This window comes from Marinagarivorans cellulosilyticus (assembly GCF_021655555.1).
Taxonomy (GTDB): domain Bacteria; phylum Pseudomonadota; class Gammaproteobacteria; order Pseudomonadales; family Cellvibrionaceae; genus Marinagarivorans; species Marinagarivorans cellulosilyticus.
Map to the genome: position 1 here is coordinate 3,995,663 of NZ_AP023086.1, position 15,768 is coordinate 4,011,430.

The 15,768-nt window shown below is 48.3% G+C and carries 14 protein-coding genes; 7 read left to right on the top strand and 7 right to left on the bottom strand.

Going from position 1 to position 15,768, the window contains the following annotated elements; genetic code table 11:
• Positions 1-2 precede the first annotated feature (2 nt).
• Genes MARGE09_RS16210 through MARGE09_RS16220 form a run of 3 tightly spaced genes read left to right on the top strand, consistent with a single transcriptional unit; the run spans position 3 to position 2,226 of the window.
• On the top strand, positions 3-671 hold the full coding sequence (locus MARGE09_RS16210) for a peptidylprolyl isomerase (protein ID WP_236983629.1): 669 nt from the start codon (positions 3-5) through the stop codon (positions 669-671).
• Positions 671-1,441 (top strand): pyridoxine 5'-phosphate synthase, encoded by a 771-nt coding sequence (locus tag MARGE09_RS16215; protein ID WP_236983630.1) that lies wholly within the window; start codon positions 671-673, stop codon positions 1,439-1,441. Before MARGE09_RS16210 ends, MARGE09_RS16215 begins: the two co-directional genes overlap by 1 nt.
• Positions 1,438-2,226, top strand: coding sequence for a TrmH family RNA methyltransferase (locus MARGE09_RS16220; RefSeq protein ID WP_236983632.1), 789 nt, complete (start codon positions 1,438-1,440; stop codon positions 2,224-2,226). Before MARGE09_RS16215 ends, MARGE09_RS16220 begins: the two co-directional genes overlap by 4 nt.
• 11 nt (positions 2,227-2,237) lie before the next feature.
• Here the strand turns inward: MARGE09_RS16220 and MARGE09_RS16225 are convergent, their stop codons facing one another.
• The 4 genes from MARGE09_RS16225 to MARGE09_RS16240 form a co-directional block, all read right to left on the bottom strand.
• Entirely contained in the window at positions 2,238-3,482 is a 1,245-nt protein-coding gene (locus MARGE09_RS16225; RefSeq protein ID WP_236983634.1) for a Wadjet anti-phage system protein JetD domain-containing protein, read from the bottom strand.
• 5 nt (positions 3,483-3,487) lie between these two features.
• Complete coding sequence (locus MARGE09_RS16230; RefSeq protein WP_236983635.1) at positions 3,488-3,859, bottom strand: glutathione S-transferase N-terminal domain-containing protein; 372 nt, start codon at positions 3,857-3,859, stop codon at positions 3,488-3,490.
• Between the two features lie 189 nt (positions 3,860-4,048).
• On the bottom strand, positions 4,049-6,292 hold the full coding sequence (gene parC, locus MARGE09_RS16235) for a DNA topoisomerase IV subunit A (protein ID WP_236983637.1): 2,244 nt from the start codon (positions 6,290-6,292) through the stop codon (positions 4,049-4,051).
• Between the two features lie 136 nt (positions 6,293-6,428).
• Positions 6,429-8,366 (bottom strand): DUF748 domain-containing protein, encoded by a 1,938-nt coding sequence (locus MARGE09_RS16240; RefSeq protein WP_236983639.1) that lies wholly within the window; start codon positions 8,364-8,366, stop codon positions 6,429-6,431.
• Between the two features lie 274 nt (positions 8,367-8,640).
• On the opposite strand from MARGE09_RS16240, the gene MARGE09_RS16245 reads away from it, so the two are divergent.
• The 4 genes from MARGE09_RS16245 to MARGE09_RS16260 all read left to right on the top strand — a co-directional run bounded on the left by MARGE09_RS16245 (position 8,641) and on the right by MARGE09_RS16260 (position 13,032).
• Entirely contained in the window at positions 8,641-9,051 is a 411-nt protein-coding gene (locus MARGE09_RS16245) for an SMI1/KNR4 family protein (RefSeq protein WP_236983641.1), read from the top strand.
• Positions 9,052-9,258: 207 nt separating this feature from the next.
• Positions 9,259-10,053: an HAD-IIB family hydrolase gene (locus MARGE09_RS16250; protein WP_236983643.1), complete on the top strand. Its 795-nt coding sequence runs from the start codon at positions 9,259-9,261 to the stop codon at positions 10,051-10,053.
• Positions 10,046-11,269: a glycosyltransferase family protein gene (locus MARGE09_RS16255; protein WP_236983645.1), complete on the top strand. Its 1,224-nt coding sequence runs from the start codon at positions 10,046-10,048 to the stop codon at positions 11,267-11,269. Before MARGE09_RS16250 ends, MARGE09_RS16255 begins: the two co-directional genes overlap by 8 nt.
• On the top strand, positions 11,266-13,032 hold the full coding sequence (locus MARGE09_RS16260; RefSeq protein WP_236983647.1) for a sugar phosphorylase: 1,767 nt from the start codon (positions 11,266-11,268) through the stop codon (positions 13,030-13,032). The genes MARGE09_RS16255 and MARGE09_RS16260 overlap by 4 nt, the downstream gene beginning before the upstream one ends.
• A 12-nt stretch (positions 13,033-13,044) precedes the next feature.
• Here MARGE09_RS16260 and MARGE09_RS16265 read toward each other — a convergent pair whose 3' ends face one another.
• The 3 genes from MARGE09_RS16265 to MARGE09_RS16275 all read right to left on the bottom strand — a co-directional run bounded on the left by MARGE09_RS16265 (position 13,045) and on the right by MARGE09_RS16275 (position 15,596).
• Positions 13,045-13,188: a hypothetical protein gene (locus MARGE09_RS16265; RefSeq protein WP_236983649.1), complete on the bottom strand. Its 144-nt coding sequence runs from the start codon at positions 13,186-13,188 to the stop codon at positions 13,045-13,047.
• Positions 13,189-13,296: 108 nt separating this feature from the next.
• Positions 13,297-14,178, bottom strand: a complete 882-nt coding sequence (locus MARGE09_RS16270; RefSeq protein ID WP_236983651.1) for a carbon-nitrogen hydrolase family protein — start codon at positions 14,176-14,178, stop codon at positions 13,297-13,299.
• A gap of 47 nt (positions 14,179-14,225) precedes the next feature.
• On the bottom strand, positions 14,226-15,596 hold the full coding sequence (locus MARGE09_RS16275) for an HD-GYP domain-containing protein (RefSeq protein WP_236983654.1): 1,371 nt from the start codon (positions 15,594-15,596) through the stop codon (positions 14,226-14,228).
• Positions 15,597-15,768: the final 172 nt, after the last annotated feature.

Here is a 15,768-nt window from a genome sequence, read left to right on the forward strand (position 1 = left end):
ACATGAACTTACTTGAACTAGTCATAAAAAAAATACGCCTTGGCCTCGTAGCTTTTATTGCCTTAACCGCCCTACTACTCTGCGCGTGCGCCCCAAGCAAAACCGAACCGGTAGTGGAGTTTGAGACAAGCCAAGGGAAAATGATTATCCAGCTACACCCCGATTATGCCCCTAAAACCGTAGAGCTATTTTTAAAACACGTAGATGCTGGCTTCTATGACAACACAATATTTCACCGAGTCATTCCAGAGTTTATGGCACAAGGTGGAGGTTTTTCTGAGGGCTTTGCCCGCAAAGAAGCGCTGGGCACCGTTGTTAATGAATCGATAGGCGGGCTACCCAATGTTGTTGGCACCATTGCAATGGCACGTACCAGCAACCCCGATAGCGCATCTTCACAGTTTTACATCAATGTCGTCGACAACCCCAACCTAGACGCCAAAGATGGCCGCCCCGGCTACACAGTATTTGGCACGGTTATTCAAGGCGCCGAGGTCGCTAAAACAATTACGCAACTGCCCCGCGGCAAGCACAGTGCCACTGGGCATCGCAACGCCCCTAACGACACTGTCTTCATCAAAGCCTCTAAACGCTTAAAACCTGCGCCAGCCATGGTATTTGAAACGCCAATCCCAACACCCACCGAAAGCGCCCCACAGGAAGCCCCTTAATGAGCACAGCATCCTCAAGCATTGCTCTTTCGGTAAACCTGAACAAGATTGCGCTTATTAGAAACTCCCGAGAAGGCAACTACCCCAATGTTGTTGCCTTTGGCCAAAAATGCTTGGAGGCCGGGGCACAAGGGCTAACGGTGCACCCTCGTCCAGACGGCCGCCACATTCGACCACACGATGTCTACGCACTACGGAAATTGGTTAGCGACTTTCCCGGTACGGAATTTAATATCGAAGGCAACCCTTTTGCACCGCCCAAGGGGGATTACCCAGGCCTGATGGCGTTAGTCAAAGAAACTCACCCACACCAGTGCACACTAGTGCCCGATAGCGATAGCCAATTAACCTCCGACCACGGCTTCGACTTAACAGTAAATCGGCAGACTGTCGAAGTTATCGTCCAGCAACTGCGTGAGCTTGGCGTTCGCAGCAGCTTATTTATGGACCCAATAGTTGAGCAAGTAGAACTATCGGCCGCTATCGGCGCAGACCGTATAGAGCTGTATACAGGCCCCTTCGCCGAAGCTTTCCAGTGCAACGACAATAACCTAAAGGTTTTGCTCGATGACTATATTCGCGCAGCCGAAACGGCCAAAGCGCTGAATATTGGCGTCAATGCAGGCCACGACCTCAATTTAGACAATATGCCACTCTTTAAGCAAGTACCCTACTTAGCCGAAGTTTCAATTGGCCACGCCTTTACTGTTGACTCTTTGCTCATGGGAATGGATGCCGCCTTAAAAGCTTATTTAGAGATCTGCGCATGACACCCAGTGGCAACCAAGGGGATAGCCAAGCCTATCTCAATAAAAAAGCCGTCTTCGCGAAAGTGCTTACCATTTACGGCCGCAAACCGGTACTCGAAGCGTTAGAACAAGAGGGTATATCGCCATTTCGCTTACACCTTGCCGACAGTAACAAATCAGCCGGCATCATCGACGACGTTACTCGGCTCGCCAAGGCTAAAGGCGCCGAAGTACTCTATCACTCGCGAGCAGCGCTAAGCCGGATATCTAAAAACAGCAAACAAGACCAAGGCGTTGCGCTCGACATACAATGCCAAGGTTTTACGACATTTGCAGAGTTTGAACAGAACTTACCGACCCATTTTGACCTTATCGCGGCAGATGCCGTAACAAACCCTCAGAACTTAGGCATGATTATTCGCTCGGTCTGTGCGTCGCCATGCACAGCCTTGCTATTGCCAAACCAAGGCTGCGCACGCCTAGATGCCCTAGTCATCAAAGCCAGTGCTGGCACCTTATTTAAAGCCAATATTATTCGTTGCGACGACTTAAACGATGCCATTGTGCAGCTGAAAAAGCACAACGCGCAGGCATTTGCCTTGACAGGCGGTGGCGAGCACAACTTGCAAAACCTGCCGTTAGACGGGCGCAATGTTTATGTAGTAGGCAACGAAACCCACGGTGTCAGCCCCGCCATTATAAAAAGCTGCCAGCATAAACTTGGCATTCCTATGGCTAACGCAGTGGAATCACTCAATGTGAGTATTGCAGCGAGCCTTGTGGCGTTTCATCGGCTGTATCGCTAACAACTAGTCAACTAGGCGAGTGGTTCATCGCTATGAGGGGTGCGAATGGGCATGCAATCGCTTGGGCATTCACGCACCTTTTCTTCGGGTAAACTTGCAATACCAATGAGCGTGTCTCTAATTTCTTTTTGGCAACTAAAAGCCAATTTACGCAGTTTGCTTAAACCTAACGGCCCACCAGGTGCAGGGTTTGCCAGCAACTGCTCCGCCCCCATATTGAAAGGCAGCACACGGCGTAACAATAACTTACTTTGCAGTGCCAACAGCGATTTAAAACCCGCCAAATCAATATTACCCCAGTGGTATAGAGCCACCTCAGGCGGTAATTTATCGACCAACTTTTCGTAAAAATTGAGCGTACGCGACGTGGGGAAATCGCCAACATAAACCACCAAACCATTATCTTGAACTGCAGCAATATAGCGCTGATACAAAGTAAGATCTTCGATAGTTAACACGTAGTCAGGCACCGATGTACGCTCAAAGCCGCGTATAAACTCAGCACACAAGGCCGCACCCGACCACCCCCCAACATCAATCAGCTTATCGTCATCGCAAATTGCATCAAACGGGCCTCTCAAATGGAGCAGTGATGAACTATGGATTAGCCCTAAGCTGGCCAGCTGATCTTCATAATCGAGCTCTTTAGCTGCTGGGTGAATCTTGGACTCACAAAACAGTGTAATAACCTGTTTATGCTCGTCAAGCATATGGGCAGCACCAAACCAATCTAGGCTTAACGCCCGAATGCTTCGCCCACGCAATGGCTCTTTAGCGAGTTTTTTGGCCACAGTTGCGGCTATCACAACTTGCGCAATATGCTCTGGCCCTAACGATAAGTAGCGGGCACCTAAACGCCAGCGTTCACCAATTTCATTGATCTTATGATCAATCCAATCCACACCACACTTTAATTCAAGTAAGGTTGTTGCCGCATTGGCCACCATATCAACCTGCGGCGCTATGCTTAGGTACTCTAAAAAAGCTTTACCTCGTGGTACGTGAATATGCTTGAGTGTTTCAAAGTCTTCTAACACTTTAAGGTGCCAGCCGCACTCGATTAAGCCCATATCCTCCAGCGGTTTAAGTGCATCATGGCAAACTCGACGGCTGTTGGGGGATGCATAAACATAGCTACCAGCAAATTGGGATGACACTGGCAATCTGGCACCATCGACCACGCCGGTAGAGCGATTCACCAAATTAACCAATGTCTGGATTAGCTGCTGCGATACGGGGTCAAAAGCTTGAAGCATAGGATTTATACAGAACCGAAACGTTGATTGAGGTAATTAATAATGTCACTCGACTCGTACATCCAAAGCACTTTGCCCTGCTCTTCTATTCGTAAGCACGGAACTTTTAACTTACCGCCTTCGATGCTTAACTCTTGCCGTTTACGCTGATCATTTTGCGCGTCACACACATTAATTGGGACGTTTAAAGCGTGAATTTTACGTCTAACTTTGATGCAAAAAGGGCACGCATAAAACTGATATAACGATAACCCTTGCGCATCGATATTGGCGGCTTGCTGCTGTGCCTCGTTACGCTTAATGGGTTTGGGGCGCGAAACCCAATCACCAAACACTAAAACCCGCCCCAAACCTTCTCGCAACATCTTTAACAACATCAATACACCTTAAACAACAAACGTAAGGCCTTGTAATAACAAAGCCTTAAATACACAAAAAACCTTACATAATAAGATAACGAATATCTCAGCAAACAATTGGCGCGGAGTGTACCAAAGAAACCCCAGCAGGCTGTAATACTAATCCTTTCTAGCAGCCCGCTGCGCCTAATGTTTTAAAACAATGGTTTAAACCACCTCTAAACGGTCTACTCGCTGAAACCCTCTGGGCAGTTTATGCCCGCGCCGGCCACGCTCGCCAATGTAATGCTCCATATCCGAAAGCTTCATTGCAAGGTGCCGCTTGCCGGCCCATACCTTTAAGCTCTGGCCTGGCACAAAAGCGACCACATCAATCATAAACTCCTCGCGAGACTGCACCCGTGCACTTGGAATACTAATCACTTTGTTGCCCTTACCTCTGGCCAGCACGGGTAATTCTGCAATCGGGAATACCAACATCCGGCCTTCGTTACTCACAGCAATTAAGTAGGTTTCTTCTGTAATCGTGACAAAACGAGGGGTTAACACCTTGGCCCCCGCAGGTAACGATAGCAATGCCTTGCCTGCCTTATTCTTAGTTTGAAGGTCACTAAGCTTGGCAATAAAGCCATAACCGGCGTCACTTCCGAGCAACACCGATTGATCATCGTTGCCCATAATCAGCGCCTCAATGGCGGCGCCACTCGGGGGATTTAAGCGGCCGGTAATTGGCTCGCCTTGCCCGCGAGCAGAAGGCAAGGTATGCGCAGGTAAAGAATAACTACGCCCTGTCGAATCAATCATCATGACAGACTGATTGCTCTTACCTTTAACAAACAACTTGAAGCTATCGCCCGCTTTGTAATTCAAACCATTAGGGTCTATATCGTGACCTTTGGCTGCACGAATCCAGCCTTTATCAGAGAGCACCACCGTTACTGGATCGCTTCCGAGTAAATCAGACTCGCTAAAGGCTTTAGACTCCGCGCGCGTCACAATGGGCGAGCGCCTATCATCACCGTACTCTTTAGCTACGGCTTTTAATTCTTTTTTGATCAAGGTTTTAAGTTTGCGCTCAGAGCCCAGCAAGCCTTCAAGCTTTTCTTTTTCGACGGCAAGCTCTTCTTGCTCACCACGAATCTTCATCTCTTCTAAGCGCGCCAACTGTCGTAAGCGGGTATCAAGAATGTAGTTCGCTTGCTCTTCCGAAAGCTCAAAGCGCTCCATAAGTACTTGCTTTGGTTTATCTTCCGTACGAATGATATGAATCACTTCGTCCAGATTTAAATACGCGATTAAAACACCATCTAACAAATGTAATCGGCGATTAACCCAATCCAACCTGTGCTGAAGGCGCTTGCGAACAGTTTCTGCGCGATACTCTAGCCACTCGCCCAACATGGTATTTAAGGGTTTAACCGCTGGGCGCCCATCAATACCAATCACATTCATGTTGATTCGGTAATTGCGCTCTAAATCAGTGGTAGCAAACAGGTGGTTCATTACCCCTTCGACATCAATGCGATTCGAACGCGGCACAATGACTAAACGAGTGGGGTTTTCATGATCCGATTCATCACGTAAATCGGCCACCATTGGTAGCTTCTTAGCTTGCATTTGCTGCGCGATTTGCTCAAGAATTTTGTTGCCACTCACCTGATGAGGCAAGGAGGAAACAACAATGTCGCCATCTTCGGTTTCCCAGCGCGCGCGCATTTTAATGCTGCCGCGGCCAGTTTTGTACATGCTAATAATATCCTCTCGCGGCGTTACTATCTCGGCGTCGGTCGGCATATCTGGGCCTTGAATAAACTCGCACAAGTCTTCAACGCTTGAATTGGGTTTGTCCAACAACAAAATAGTGGCATCAATCACTTCACGCAGATTGTGCGGGGGAATATCCGTCGCCATGCCCACGGCAATACCCGTGGTGCCGTTCAGCAAAACCGACGGGGCCTGCGCAGGGAGAACCACCGGTTCATCAAGCGTGCCATCAAAGTTAGGCTGCCAATCCACCGTGCCTTGACCCAGCTCGCTTAGCAGTACTTCAGAGAATTTAGTCAGCCTTGACTCGGTGTAACGCATCGCCGCAAACGACTTAGGGTCGTCTTGCGACCCCCAGTTGCCCTGCCCATCGATCAGTGGATAACGAAACGAAAACGACTGCGCCATTAACACCATGGCTTCATAGGCAGCCGAATCGCCGTGCGGGTGGAACTTACCGATAACATCCCCGACCGTACGCGCTGACTTTTTAAACTTGGCCGTCGACTTCAGCCCCAATTCACTCATGGCATACACAATGCGTCGCTGAACCGGCTTTAAGCCATCACCAATATGCGGCAAGGCGCGATCAAGAATGACATACATGGAATAGTCCAAGTACGCTTTTTCAGTAAAAACATTGAGTGGTAGGACTTCTTCGGCCCCAGGAATCACAAGATCAGACATAAATAACGCTATTTAGATTAACAAATGCAAAAGACTATGGGGTCAAGGGTTGACTATGCAACGCTTAAGATCAAAAACATTTAGGTGATCGCTAATTTAGCAATCACCTAAATGCCTAACTGAAAAGGCAGAGCCGCTATTTAAGCTCCGCAGATAAAAATGATGGGCCGTTATCCGTTAACTTGAGTGTTGGCTCGCAAAACCTAACACGTTTTTTTGAAACACCCATTTCATCCAGCTTTTTGGATACAGCTTTGGCCCGACGCTTAGACATATTGAGCAAGTGCTCATTCTCGGCAGAGGAAATTTGCTCCCACGACTTTAACGGCTTGCCTTGGCGATAAAGCCCAGCCCACTCGCCACCAGTGGTTACTGGGCACAAAGACAAAATCTTAGTGGGGTTTTCCTTGGCCAACACCGTAATGTCTTTAAAGCGTATCGCCTGCCCGCCCATCAACTCAGTTTCACTCGGGTTGTATTTAAGCGGCTCAAATACCATGCCTTGTGCTGCTTTTGGCTTATTCGCTGGCCGCTGCGGGGTAATGCCTTGCGCCAAATCACTGAGCGTTCGCTTGGCTCGATAACCTAAAGCTTCGCTTAGAGAGTTTACTTTCAGCAAATCAAAGTCGAAGAAAACCTCAAAATCCACCGATTGATTTCTATCTTTTAGGGCCGAGTACGAATCCTGCAAACTCAGTACACCATTCAATCTGGCGCCGCCACCAGTAGACATATCGCTCAAACGCACAGAAGCATCACCTTGAATACTTGACGATTGTCCTTGCGCCCTAAATTTAGCATCTACGCGCCCCTGGAGCACTCTTTCATTAAAAAGCGTCTCGGTATAAGCTGAGATTTTAGCTAAGTCCAAACCCTTAACATGGCCATCAACATCAAAATTGGGATGTTCAGCAAACGGTGCCAAGCGGCCTCGTACAACAATTTCTCCGCCATCGCTTAAGCGCGCAATAAAAGTCACCGGTGAACGTTTTTCAGGCTGAGCACTGCTAATCGGGCCTAATTCTAAAGACAGCCCAGTAAGGGCTTCTTGTGCCGGCGGAGAAACAGAGTCGTCAAGCCACGCAATGCCGCCATCAATCACGCGGGTTTTCATTACTTCGACAATAACATTCGGCCCTGCCGACTCACCACTTAATGCCAAATCTAAAGAGGGAAACACTTCGCGCAAGCGCTCAACAATCACGAACGCAGCGTTGTGATCTTTGTGTAGCGTTTGTCTTAACGCTGTAGCATCAACCAAACCCAACTGTAAGCGTACTTGATCGCGCGAACGCGTCTCTACAATATCGTTAACCAATAAGCTATTAAGCTGTGTTTGATAAGGAGTATCTAAACGCTGGGTTTCAATTTCACTGCGTTCAACTAGGTGAAAGCTTTTTAGCGCTATTTGTCCAATTCGGCGCTCAGTTTGATCGGCAACCACATCGCGGATCTTGGCATCGCCAAGGTACAACAACGAAGTACCATTAAAGTGATCTTTGAAATACATGCGCTGGAGATGGGAGGTGGAGCGCGTTGATAGCTGCCAGCCCTTGCTAGTGTTTTGAACTGTGGCATCACGCAAAGCAAAGCTACCGATACTAAAGCATTGCGAAAGCGCCTTGCCACTGGGGCTCGCGCCTGTCCTACACACTTCAAGATGCTCGTTTAAAGAGCTGATAATCTCAAAACGCCACGCGGGCATGTGCCGATTAACAAATGTTTCAATCGGGGTTGTGAACTCTGAAAAGTTAGTGTCAAGCGCGCCGATGTCCAAGCGCAGCCCCTGTGTGCGCAAACGCCGAATTACAGCTTCTTGGCCGAATAGCTCGGGTAATTTGATATGCGCTTCCAGTAAATCAATGCGTATACCCTGCTCATTACTCTTGCGAATATCCAAGCCGGCAATACTTAACTTACCGGTAACTGCATTAAAACCGACGGTTTTAATCTGAGCCTCGTAACCTTGCTCAGTAAACCAGTATACCGCGTAGTGTTTTGCTGCAATGGGAGCGACTGCGACCAACACCACCAAACCGATGACGAGTCCGAATGACCATTTGATTAAGCGCATAATGCAATTCCTGCCTGCTCTTGGTTTTTATTATTGATTTATCTCGATGATTTCCAAGCTATCGACGGCGCTTCTATGGCTCTTCCTTGCAAAGAGCCTACGCCAATTCGATGACTGTAATGGTTTTTTCACCTATAGCTGTCTAAATTAGCGCCCCAATATAGCGAGATCCCCTTCATTTTAGAAGTGTTTTAGCCCATCCGTCACGGTAGTGGCTTGATTTTTTGTGCTCACACCCAAGATAGGGGTCAACTCAAACAGGTAAAGAACAATTATGGCAGACAAAGAATCAACCCTTCCTATATTGAAAGCCGCGCACCAAAAACCCCTTGTGGGCTTGGAGTTACCCGATGACGATGACATTCTTGAAGTCGAAGAAATGATTTACGTTCAAATTCGCGGCGACTTTCGCGAATTTCTGCTAACAGCCTCAGACCTCATTATCGGCACATTAGAGCCTGTAACCGTAAACGACTCTAGCTCACATACGTACCTACCAGACGTCGCTAGTCATGCCTGGGAAAATGGCCTACCAAGAGAGCTTCTACCCGTTTGCCAAACAGCTGATGGGTACTATTGCCTCGATCTCGAAGATCAAGTGATTTACTGGTGCGATGGCGTTCAACAACCAGGCGAATGGCCATCAATTTGGTCTTGGGCGGAATCTGAATGGGCCAATAGTTAGCCCCTGTTTTTGGCACCAACTAGATTCACTACCGCCAACCAGGACGCACCATAATGGTGCGATCGAATTATTATACCGCTGAGACAAGCGCCACATAGATCAAAAAAAAGCCAACCACCCCCTTCTTTCGGAGTTCGGCACCATTTATGCAATAGCCTTTGCAAGCCCATTTGGGTGCCCTGTTAAACAGGGCACGAAGGTAGCTATATGCATCACAACCAAGATCAAGAGCAACCCTTTATTATCGTTTCCGACTTAGATGGAACACTACTTGATCACCACGATTACAGTTGGCACAACGCCAAACCCGCTTTGGAAGAAGCCAAACGACGCCAGATTCCCGTTGTTCCGTGCACGAGTAAAACATTTTCCGAAACATTGCATTTAATCAAAGATATTGGCCTAGAAACGCCAATCATCTGTGAAAATGGCTCAGGGATTGCCCTCCCCGAAGGCAAGGTTATCGACCTAGCCCCACGCTACCCCTTAATTATCGAGAAGCTACAGCTACTCAAACGCGATTCCCGCTTCCAATTTTGGGGGTTTCACGACATGAGCATCGAAGAAGTTGCTCGCCAAACTGGATTAAGCATCGAGGAAGCCGCCAACGCGAAAGATCGACGCTATAGCGAGCCCTTCTTGTGGCAAGGCAAGGAACCTGCATTTGACGAGTTCGAGCGCGCGGCTAAGAAATTCAATATTGATATTGTACAAGGCGGCCGTTTTTATCACGCGCTGAGCCGCGGCGTGAGCAAACAACGCGCAATCAACCATTTATTACAAGTTTTACACATGCCTAATGCGCACGTTATAGCTTTGGGCGACAGCACCAACGATGTTTCCATGTTGACCAAAGCCGATACCGCGGTTGTAGTTAACAACCCCACGCGAGACTTCCCAGCACTACCTGCTGAACATCAAAACATTCACTACACAAGCGCATACGGGCCAGCCGGTTGGAATAGCGCAATAATGAAAATACTGGAGAATAACCATGGGTGAATTTCATCAAAACGGCATAGTTACCACACTGCACAACTTAACCCGCCGCCCGGTAGAAGAGCTTGAAAAAGAGCTTGTAGCATTTAGCCATGAGCGAAAGCTAGGCCTCGTTCTACCTTGCTTATACTCCGAGCTAGAAGGCCCCGCTATGCAGCCCATCGTGGAAGAGCTGGCTAAAGTACCCTACCTGAATGAAATCATTATTGGCCTCGACAAAGCTGATGAAAGCCAGTACCGAAAAGCCCTGCAATTTTTTTCTCAATTGCCACAAAACTACAAGGTGTTATGGAACGACGGGCCTCGTCTGAAAAAAGCCCATCAGCAACTTATTGATGCTGGCTTATCCATTGGCGACCCAGGTAAAGGGCGCAATGTGTGGTTTTGTTTTGGTTATGCCTTTGCTTCCAAAGAAAGCAGTGCTTTAGCCTTGCACGATTGCGATATTGTCACCTATAAACGCGACCTGCTAGCACGGCTAATTTACCCTATTGCCAACCCACAATTTAACTACACCTTTTGTAAAGGTTACTACGCCCGCGTTGCCGACGGTAAAATGAATGGCCGCGTTAGCCGGTTACTTGTCACCCCTCTTCTGCGCGCCCTCACCAAAATATTTGGTCCGCAAGAATACCTCGAGTACCTCGACAGCTTCCGTTATCCATTGGCTGGCGAATTTGCGATGCGTACTGACTCAGTACAAGATATTCGCATACCCAGCGACTGGGGGCTTGAGATTGGTGTATTGGCTGAAATGAAGCGCAACTATTCAACCAACCGCATCTGTCAGGCTGATATCGCCGACACCTACGACCACAAACACCAAAACCTCTCGACCGATAACGACCAAGCTGGCTTATCTAAAATGTCGATAGACATTTCAAAGGCGATATTTCGTAAGCTCGCGACCAATGGCGTGGTATTTTCCAGCGAAACTTTCCGCTCAATAAAAGCGACCTATTTTCGCATAGCGCTCGACCTTATCGAAACCTATGCCAACGATGCGCAGATGAATGGCCTAACCATGGATATTCACAAAGAAGAACAAGCCGTTGAGCTGTTTGCCGCCAATATTCTTAAAGCCGGCTTAGCGTTCTTGGATAACCCCATGGAGCGCCCGTTTATTCCTAGCTGGAACCGCGTAAGCAGCGCTTTACCGCAACTACAACAGTCAATGCTTGAGGCTGTAAGCCAAGACATGGAGGAGTTTTCGCCATGAGCGCCTTTGAAGACTTGGCAGAACGCGTTAAAGCCCACTTAAATGTTATTTATTCCACCGAAGATAATAGCGATTTAACGCATGAGATATTACGCAATATGCGGCTGGATGAGTTTATCGCCACCCCCGAGCCACACCACAACCCGTGGACTCAGCAAGACGCTATTGTAATAACCTACAGCGACAGCATTAAAACCGAAGGCGAAGCTCCCCTAAAAACCCTCCGACAGTTCCTGCGCGCCAACCTTACAGGCTTTGTCAACGGCGTGCACATCCTGCCCTTTTTCCCTTGGAGCTCAGATGATGGTTTTGCCGTAATAGACTATTTGCAGGTGAACGAAGGCCACGGAACATGGAATGATATTTCAGCCATTGCGGGTGACTTCAACCTGATGACAGACCTTGTCATTAACCATTGTTCATCTCGAAGCCGCTGGTTCGACAACTTCAAAAAAGGCATTGAGCCGGGCGCTAGCTACTTTGTTGAAGGCGACCCCAGCCACGACCTAAGCCACATTACACGCCCCCGAACTTCACCGCTATTGCGCCCTACCGAAACGGCCACCGGTGAGAAAAACGTTTGGTGCACCTTTAGCCATGATCAAGTGGATCTCAACTTTGCCAACCCGCTTGTGCTACTGGAATTTGTCAAAATCATTCGCTTTTACCTCGATCGAGGCGCTAAGATTTTCCGTCTAGATGCGGTAGCATTTTTATGGAAAGACATCTCAACCAGCTGTATTAACTTGCCAGAAACACACGAAGTCATCCGCCTGATACGCACACTGGTCGAACACTGCAACACTGAAGCTATCATCATTACCGAAACCAATATTCCCAACCGCGAGAATATCTCCTATTTTGGCAACGCCAACGAAGCCCATATGGTTTACAACTTTTCGCTGCCGCCGCTGCTGTTGCATACCTTAGTCAGTGGCGATGCAAAGGCCTTAAAGGGCTGGCTAATGTCGATGCCGCCGGCGCAAGCGGGCACCGCCTACCTTAACTTTATTGCCAGTCACGACGGTATTGGCTTGCGGCCAGCCGAAGGGTTACTCAGTAGTGAGGAAACTCACTCGCTCGCAGAGTTGATGGAGCGCAATGGAGGGAAGATATCGTGGCGTTCCGTTGATGCCAACACCATGAAACCCTACGAGCTGAATATCGCTCTTTGGGATGCCTTTAAAAGCACATTTACCCATGCCGACGACGGCCATCAATTAGCACGGTTTATTAGCGCGCACACCATTATGCTAGCCATCGAGGGTGTGCCAGCCATATATGTTCACAGTTTATTTGGCACCAGCAACGATTATCAGCGCGCCGAAAATACCGGCCACAATCGCGCCATCAATCGCCACCAATGGGACTTAAGTGCGCTTCAAGATGCACTAGAGGATTCTGACAGTCACCACGCTCAAGTATTTGCAGAATTAAAGAATCTATTAACTATCCGTAAAGGTCAGCCGGCATTCCACCCTAATGCGACTCAATTTACCTTGCACCTAGGGGATCACATCTTTGCCTTTTGGCGTCAATGCGCCAACCGACAACAAAGCATTTTCTGCATAAACAATATCAGCGATCAAGCGCAAAGCATTTCGCTTAGCGACATCAACCTAATAGAACTCGATGCATGGTGGGATTTACTCACATCGACGCAACTCACGCGTGACCAAAAAACCCTAGAGCTATCGCCATATCAAAGCGTTTGGCTCAGCAACCAAAACTACCACCAAATTGCACCAAGCGGCGAGACCTAAATAGCTCGCAAATTAGCCCTTAGCGCGTGGCTGCTGTTCGGCACGCGCAGCATCCTCTTTAATATGCTTTGCCACATAACGTACCGCGTAGCCCATACCTACCAGCACGGCAGCAACCACAACCAAGCTTAACCCAATCACAAAATCCATCGGCATAATACGCCCTCGCTTTATTGCCATTTCCCATACGGGGTATTGCGCGCACCTCAAGAAGTACGCCCAATAACAGCATAAAAGGCCAGCAAAACCAGTTTTTGACGCCGATCAATTTTCCTTTAAGCGGCGGTGCTCAAGCACAGGCATTTTTAGCCTCAGTGCCTTTTGTGCCTGCATATCGATACGGGCATGCACAACCCCCTCACCTAAATCTTGCTGCATAGTTTGAACCGCCCCCCACGCATCAATTACACAACTATGGCCAAAGGTTTTACGGTTTGCGCTATGCTGTCCGCCCTGATTGGCCGCAATAACTGCACATTGATTCTCTATGGCCCTTGCCCTAAGTAAAACAGACCAATGGGCAAGCCCGGTTTGATAGGTAAATGCGGATGGCACAGCAATGAAATCTACGCCCGCTTGCTGTAACAACCTGAAGTACTCGGGGAATCGCAAGTCATAACACACGCCAACCCCCAGCCTGCCCCACGGTGTATCCACCACACCGAGATGCTTGCCGGCAGCAATGGTGTTCGACTCGCAATATTGCCCCACACCATCATCCACCCCAGCATCGAATAAATGGACTTTATCGTATCGGCCAGCCAAAACACCATTTGGGTTAAAGGTGTGCACCGCCGCATAAGCCTTGGGCGAACAAGCGGGCTCAGATGTCTCATCAAATAATTTTAGGCCATGCATGATGGGATTAATGCGCGCAACGGTGCCGCCCACAAGCCATAGCTTATGGCGAAGCGCTTGCTCGGCTAGAAAGTGTTGAATCACGGAGCTTTGCTCCTCTTTTTCGGCGATTACGCGGGTATCTTCGCCACACATTAATGCAAAGCTTTCTGGCAAAACCACTAACTCCGCACCGCCTTTCGCAGCGCGAGCAATCAGTTTTTCAGCGCGCACTAAATTGTCGTCAGGGATGGAAGTGCTCACCATTTGGATGGCGGCAACATTCAGGAAATCGCTGGGTGGGGTCACGTAACTAAAGCCCTTATTTGGTTAAAATAGCTGGGCCGTATTACAACTTAATGCACGTTAGCAATCCACAAAATTTCAAGATTAGGGTGAATACGCGGCATAGTTACACGCTCTAAGCGCTCAAGACCGCGACTTAGCTTATAAGCTTCGTCCGTTTCGCAGGGTGTCGTCAGAAAGTACTCAATTTGATTTCGCAGCTTACCAATATGGTAAACCACCTCTTGCATCATCAGGAACACATCTTCTATTTCGCGATAGGCATGCGCTAAGCCTTCGGCTTCAACTTGGTCTAACCAGCGCATGTAAGCGACATTAATAATGCCCGATTGCGTAATAGAAATATTGATATGAATAATGGTGTTTTGCAGCGCAAAGACTCGCTGATCGCCATGGCGAAACCCCACCTCCTTTGATAGTTGATCCATAATATCGACACAGCTGGTGATGTAGCCATTGCGGTCACGGACAGCTTGTATCAAAAAGGGTATCAAGACATTTGGCACCGCCCGCACTTTGGGAGCCGGCATTTCCTTTAGCCATTCAATGAGCTTCTTACCAAGTACCCCAAAGCGGCTGTGCCCGTTCATTTGAATCATCGGGATCAAATCCCGCAATGGGCGCTCTCCAGGTTTTATCCGCTTATTGTAAATTGCGTTAATAGCATCTAAAAAATTCAAACATTGACCAAAGCGGCCAATTGTATTGCCCACTTTACCTAGCGGGTAACCCGTGCCATCAAGGTTCTCATGGTGCTCGGCAATAGCCTTTAGGATATCTTCCGGCACCTTAGACACCATTTTCATCACTTCAAAGCCAGCAATGGTATGAAGCTGCAACACCTTCAGCTGCTTGTAGTTGAATCTTTTTCGACTTTTAACGTACTCGACAGGCACATGCAGCAAACCCACATCGTGCACCAAGGCCAATAAAAATATATGGAAAACATCACTCGATGATCGATTAAACTTTTGCATCAACATGACCCCAAGCCAAGCGCAAAACAAGGCTTGCTCGTAGACAAGGGGCAGCTGGATCTTTAGCACTGTTAGTTGCAGCACAACGGGCTTTAGCTCTTCAATTCGGTGCGTTAATGGCTTAAAGTCATCAAATACTATGTGACGCTCAGATAGCTCTAGCAACGCCTGATCCTGCTCAACAAACTGAGTGATATCTGCAAGCAGCTGCTGTGCACTTAGCGGTTGGGCAACCCCAATTATGGCCAGATAATTGGGCAGCTCTTTTGGGGTGTTTAAACAACTAGCCACCTGCTGGTCAAACGCTTGGCCAGCACTAGCAAGCAGCTCCCCATCGGCTGCAACAAGGTTAGCGGTGAAAACGACCGGCATTTGGCGATTCACCTGTACAAGGTGTTCAGCAAAGTGTTTTAAGTTGTTGGACGCGCTAAACGTTGAGGTCATTGATGGCCTTAATGTGATAAATCAATACTGAATAATTTTAGTATAGACATCGATCGCGGTGTGGCACGGATCATTCGCATGCCGCCCATCACAACAAAGCGTTTTTTCTACACTGCAACTTTCCACGCCATTAAGACGTATACACTGCACGGGACAAAAACATTAAGACAAC

Excerpts from the sequence above, each read along its gene's own strand:
- MARGE09_RS16210 (WP_236983629.1), top strand. The coding sequence starts at position 3 with ATGAACTTACTTGAACTAGTCATAAAAAAAATACGCCTTGGCCTCGTA.
- MARGE09_RS16215 (WP_236983630.1), top strand. The coding sequence starts at position 671 with ATGAGCACAGCATCCTCAAGCATTGCTCTTTCGGTAAACCTGAACAAG.
- MARGE09_RS16220 (WP_236983632.1), top strand. The coding sequence starts at position 1,438 with ATGACACCCAGTGGCAACCAAGGGGATAGCCAAGCCTATCTCAATAAA.
- MARGE09_RS16225 (WP_236983634.1), bottom strand. The coding sequence starts at position 3,482 with ATGCTTCAAGCTTTTGACCCCGTATCGCAGCAGCTAATCCAGACATTG.
- MARGE09_RS16230 (WP_236983635.1), bottom strand. The coding sequence starts at position 3,859 with ATGTTGTTAAAGATGTTGCGAGAAGGTTTGGGGCGGGTTTTAGTGTTT.
- parC (WP_236983637.1), bottom strand. The coding sequence starts at position 6,292 with ATGTCTGATCTTGTGATTCCTGGGGCCGAAGAAGTCCTACCACTCAAT.
- MARGE09_RS16240 (WP_236983639.1), bottom strand. The coding sequence starts at position 8,366 with ATGCGCTTAATCAAATGGTCATTCGGACTCGTCATCGGTTTGGTGGTG.
- MARGE09_RS16245 (WP_236983641.1), top strand. The coding sequence starts at position 8,641 with ATGGCAGACAAAGAATCAACCCTTCCTATATTGAAAGCCGCGCACCAA.
- MARGE09_RS16250 (WP_236983643.1), top strand. The coding sequence starts at position 9,259 with ATGCATCACAACCAAGATCAAGAGCAACCCTTTATTATCGTTTCCGAC.
- MARGE09_RS16255 (WP_236983645.1), top strand. The coding sequence starts at position 10,046 with ATGGGTGAATTTCATCAAAACGGCATAGTTACCACACTGCACAACTTA.
- MARGE09_RS16260 (WP_236983647.1), top strand. The coding sequence starts at position 11,266 with ATGAGCGCCTTTGAAGACTTGGCAGAACGCGTTAAAGCCCACTTAAAT.
- MARGE09_RS16265 (WP_236983649.1), bottom strand. The coding sequence starts at position 13,188 with ATGCCGATGGATTTTGTGATTGGGTTAAGCTTGGTTGTGGTTGCTGCC.
- MARGE09_RS16275 (WP_236983654.1), bottom strand. The coding sequence starts at position 15,596 with ATGACCTCAACGTTTAGCGCGTCCAACAACTTAAAACACTTTGCTGAA.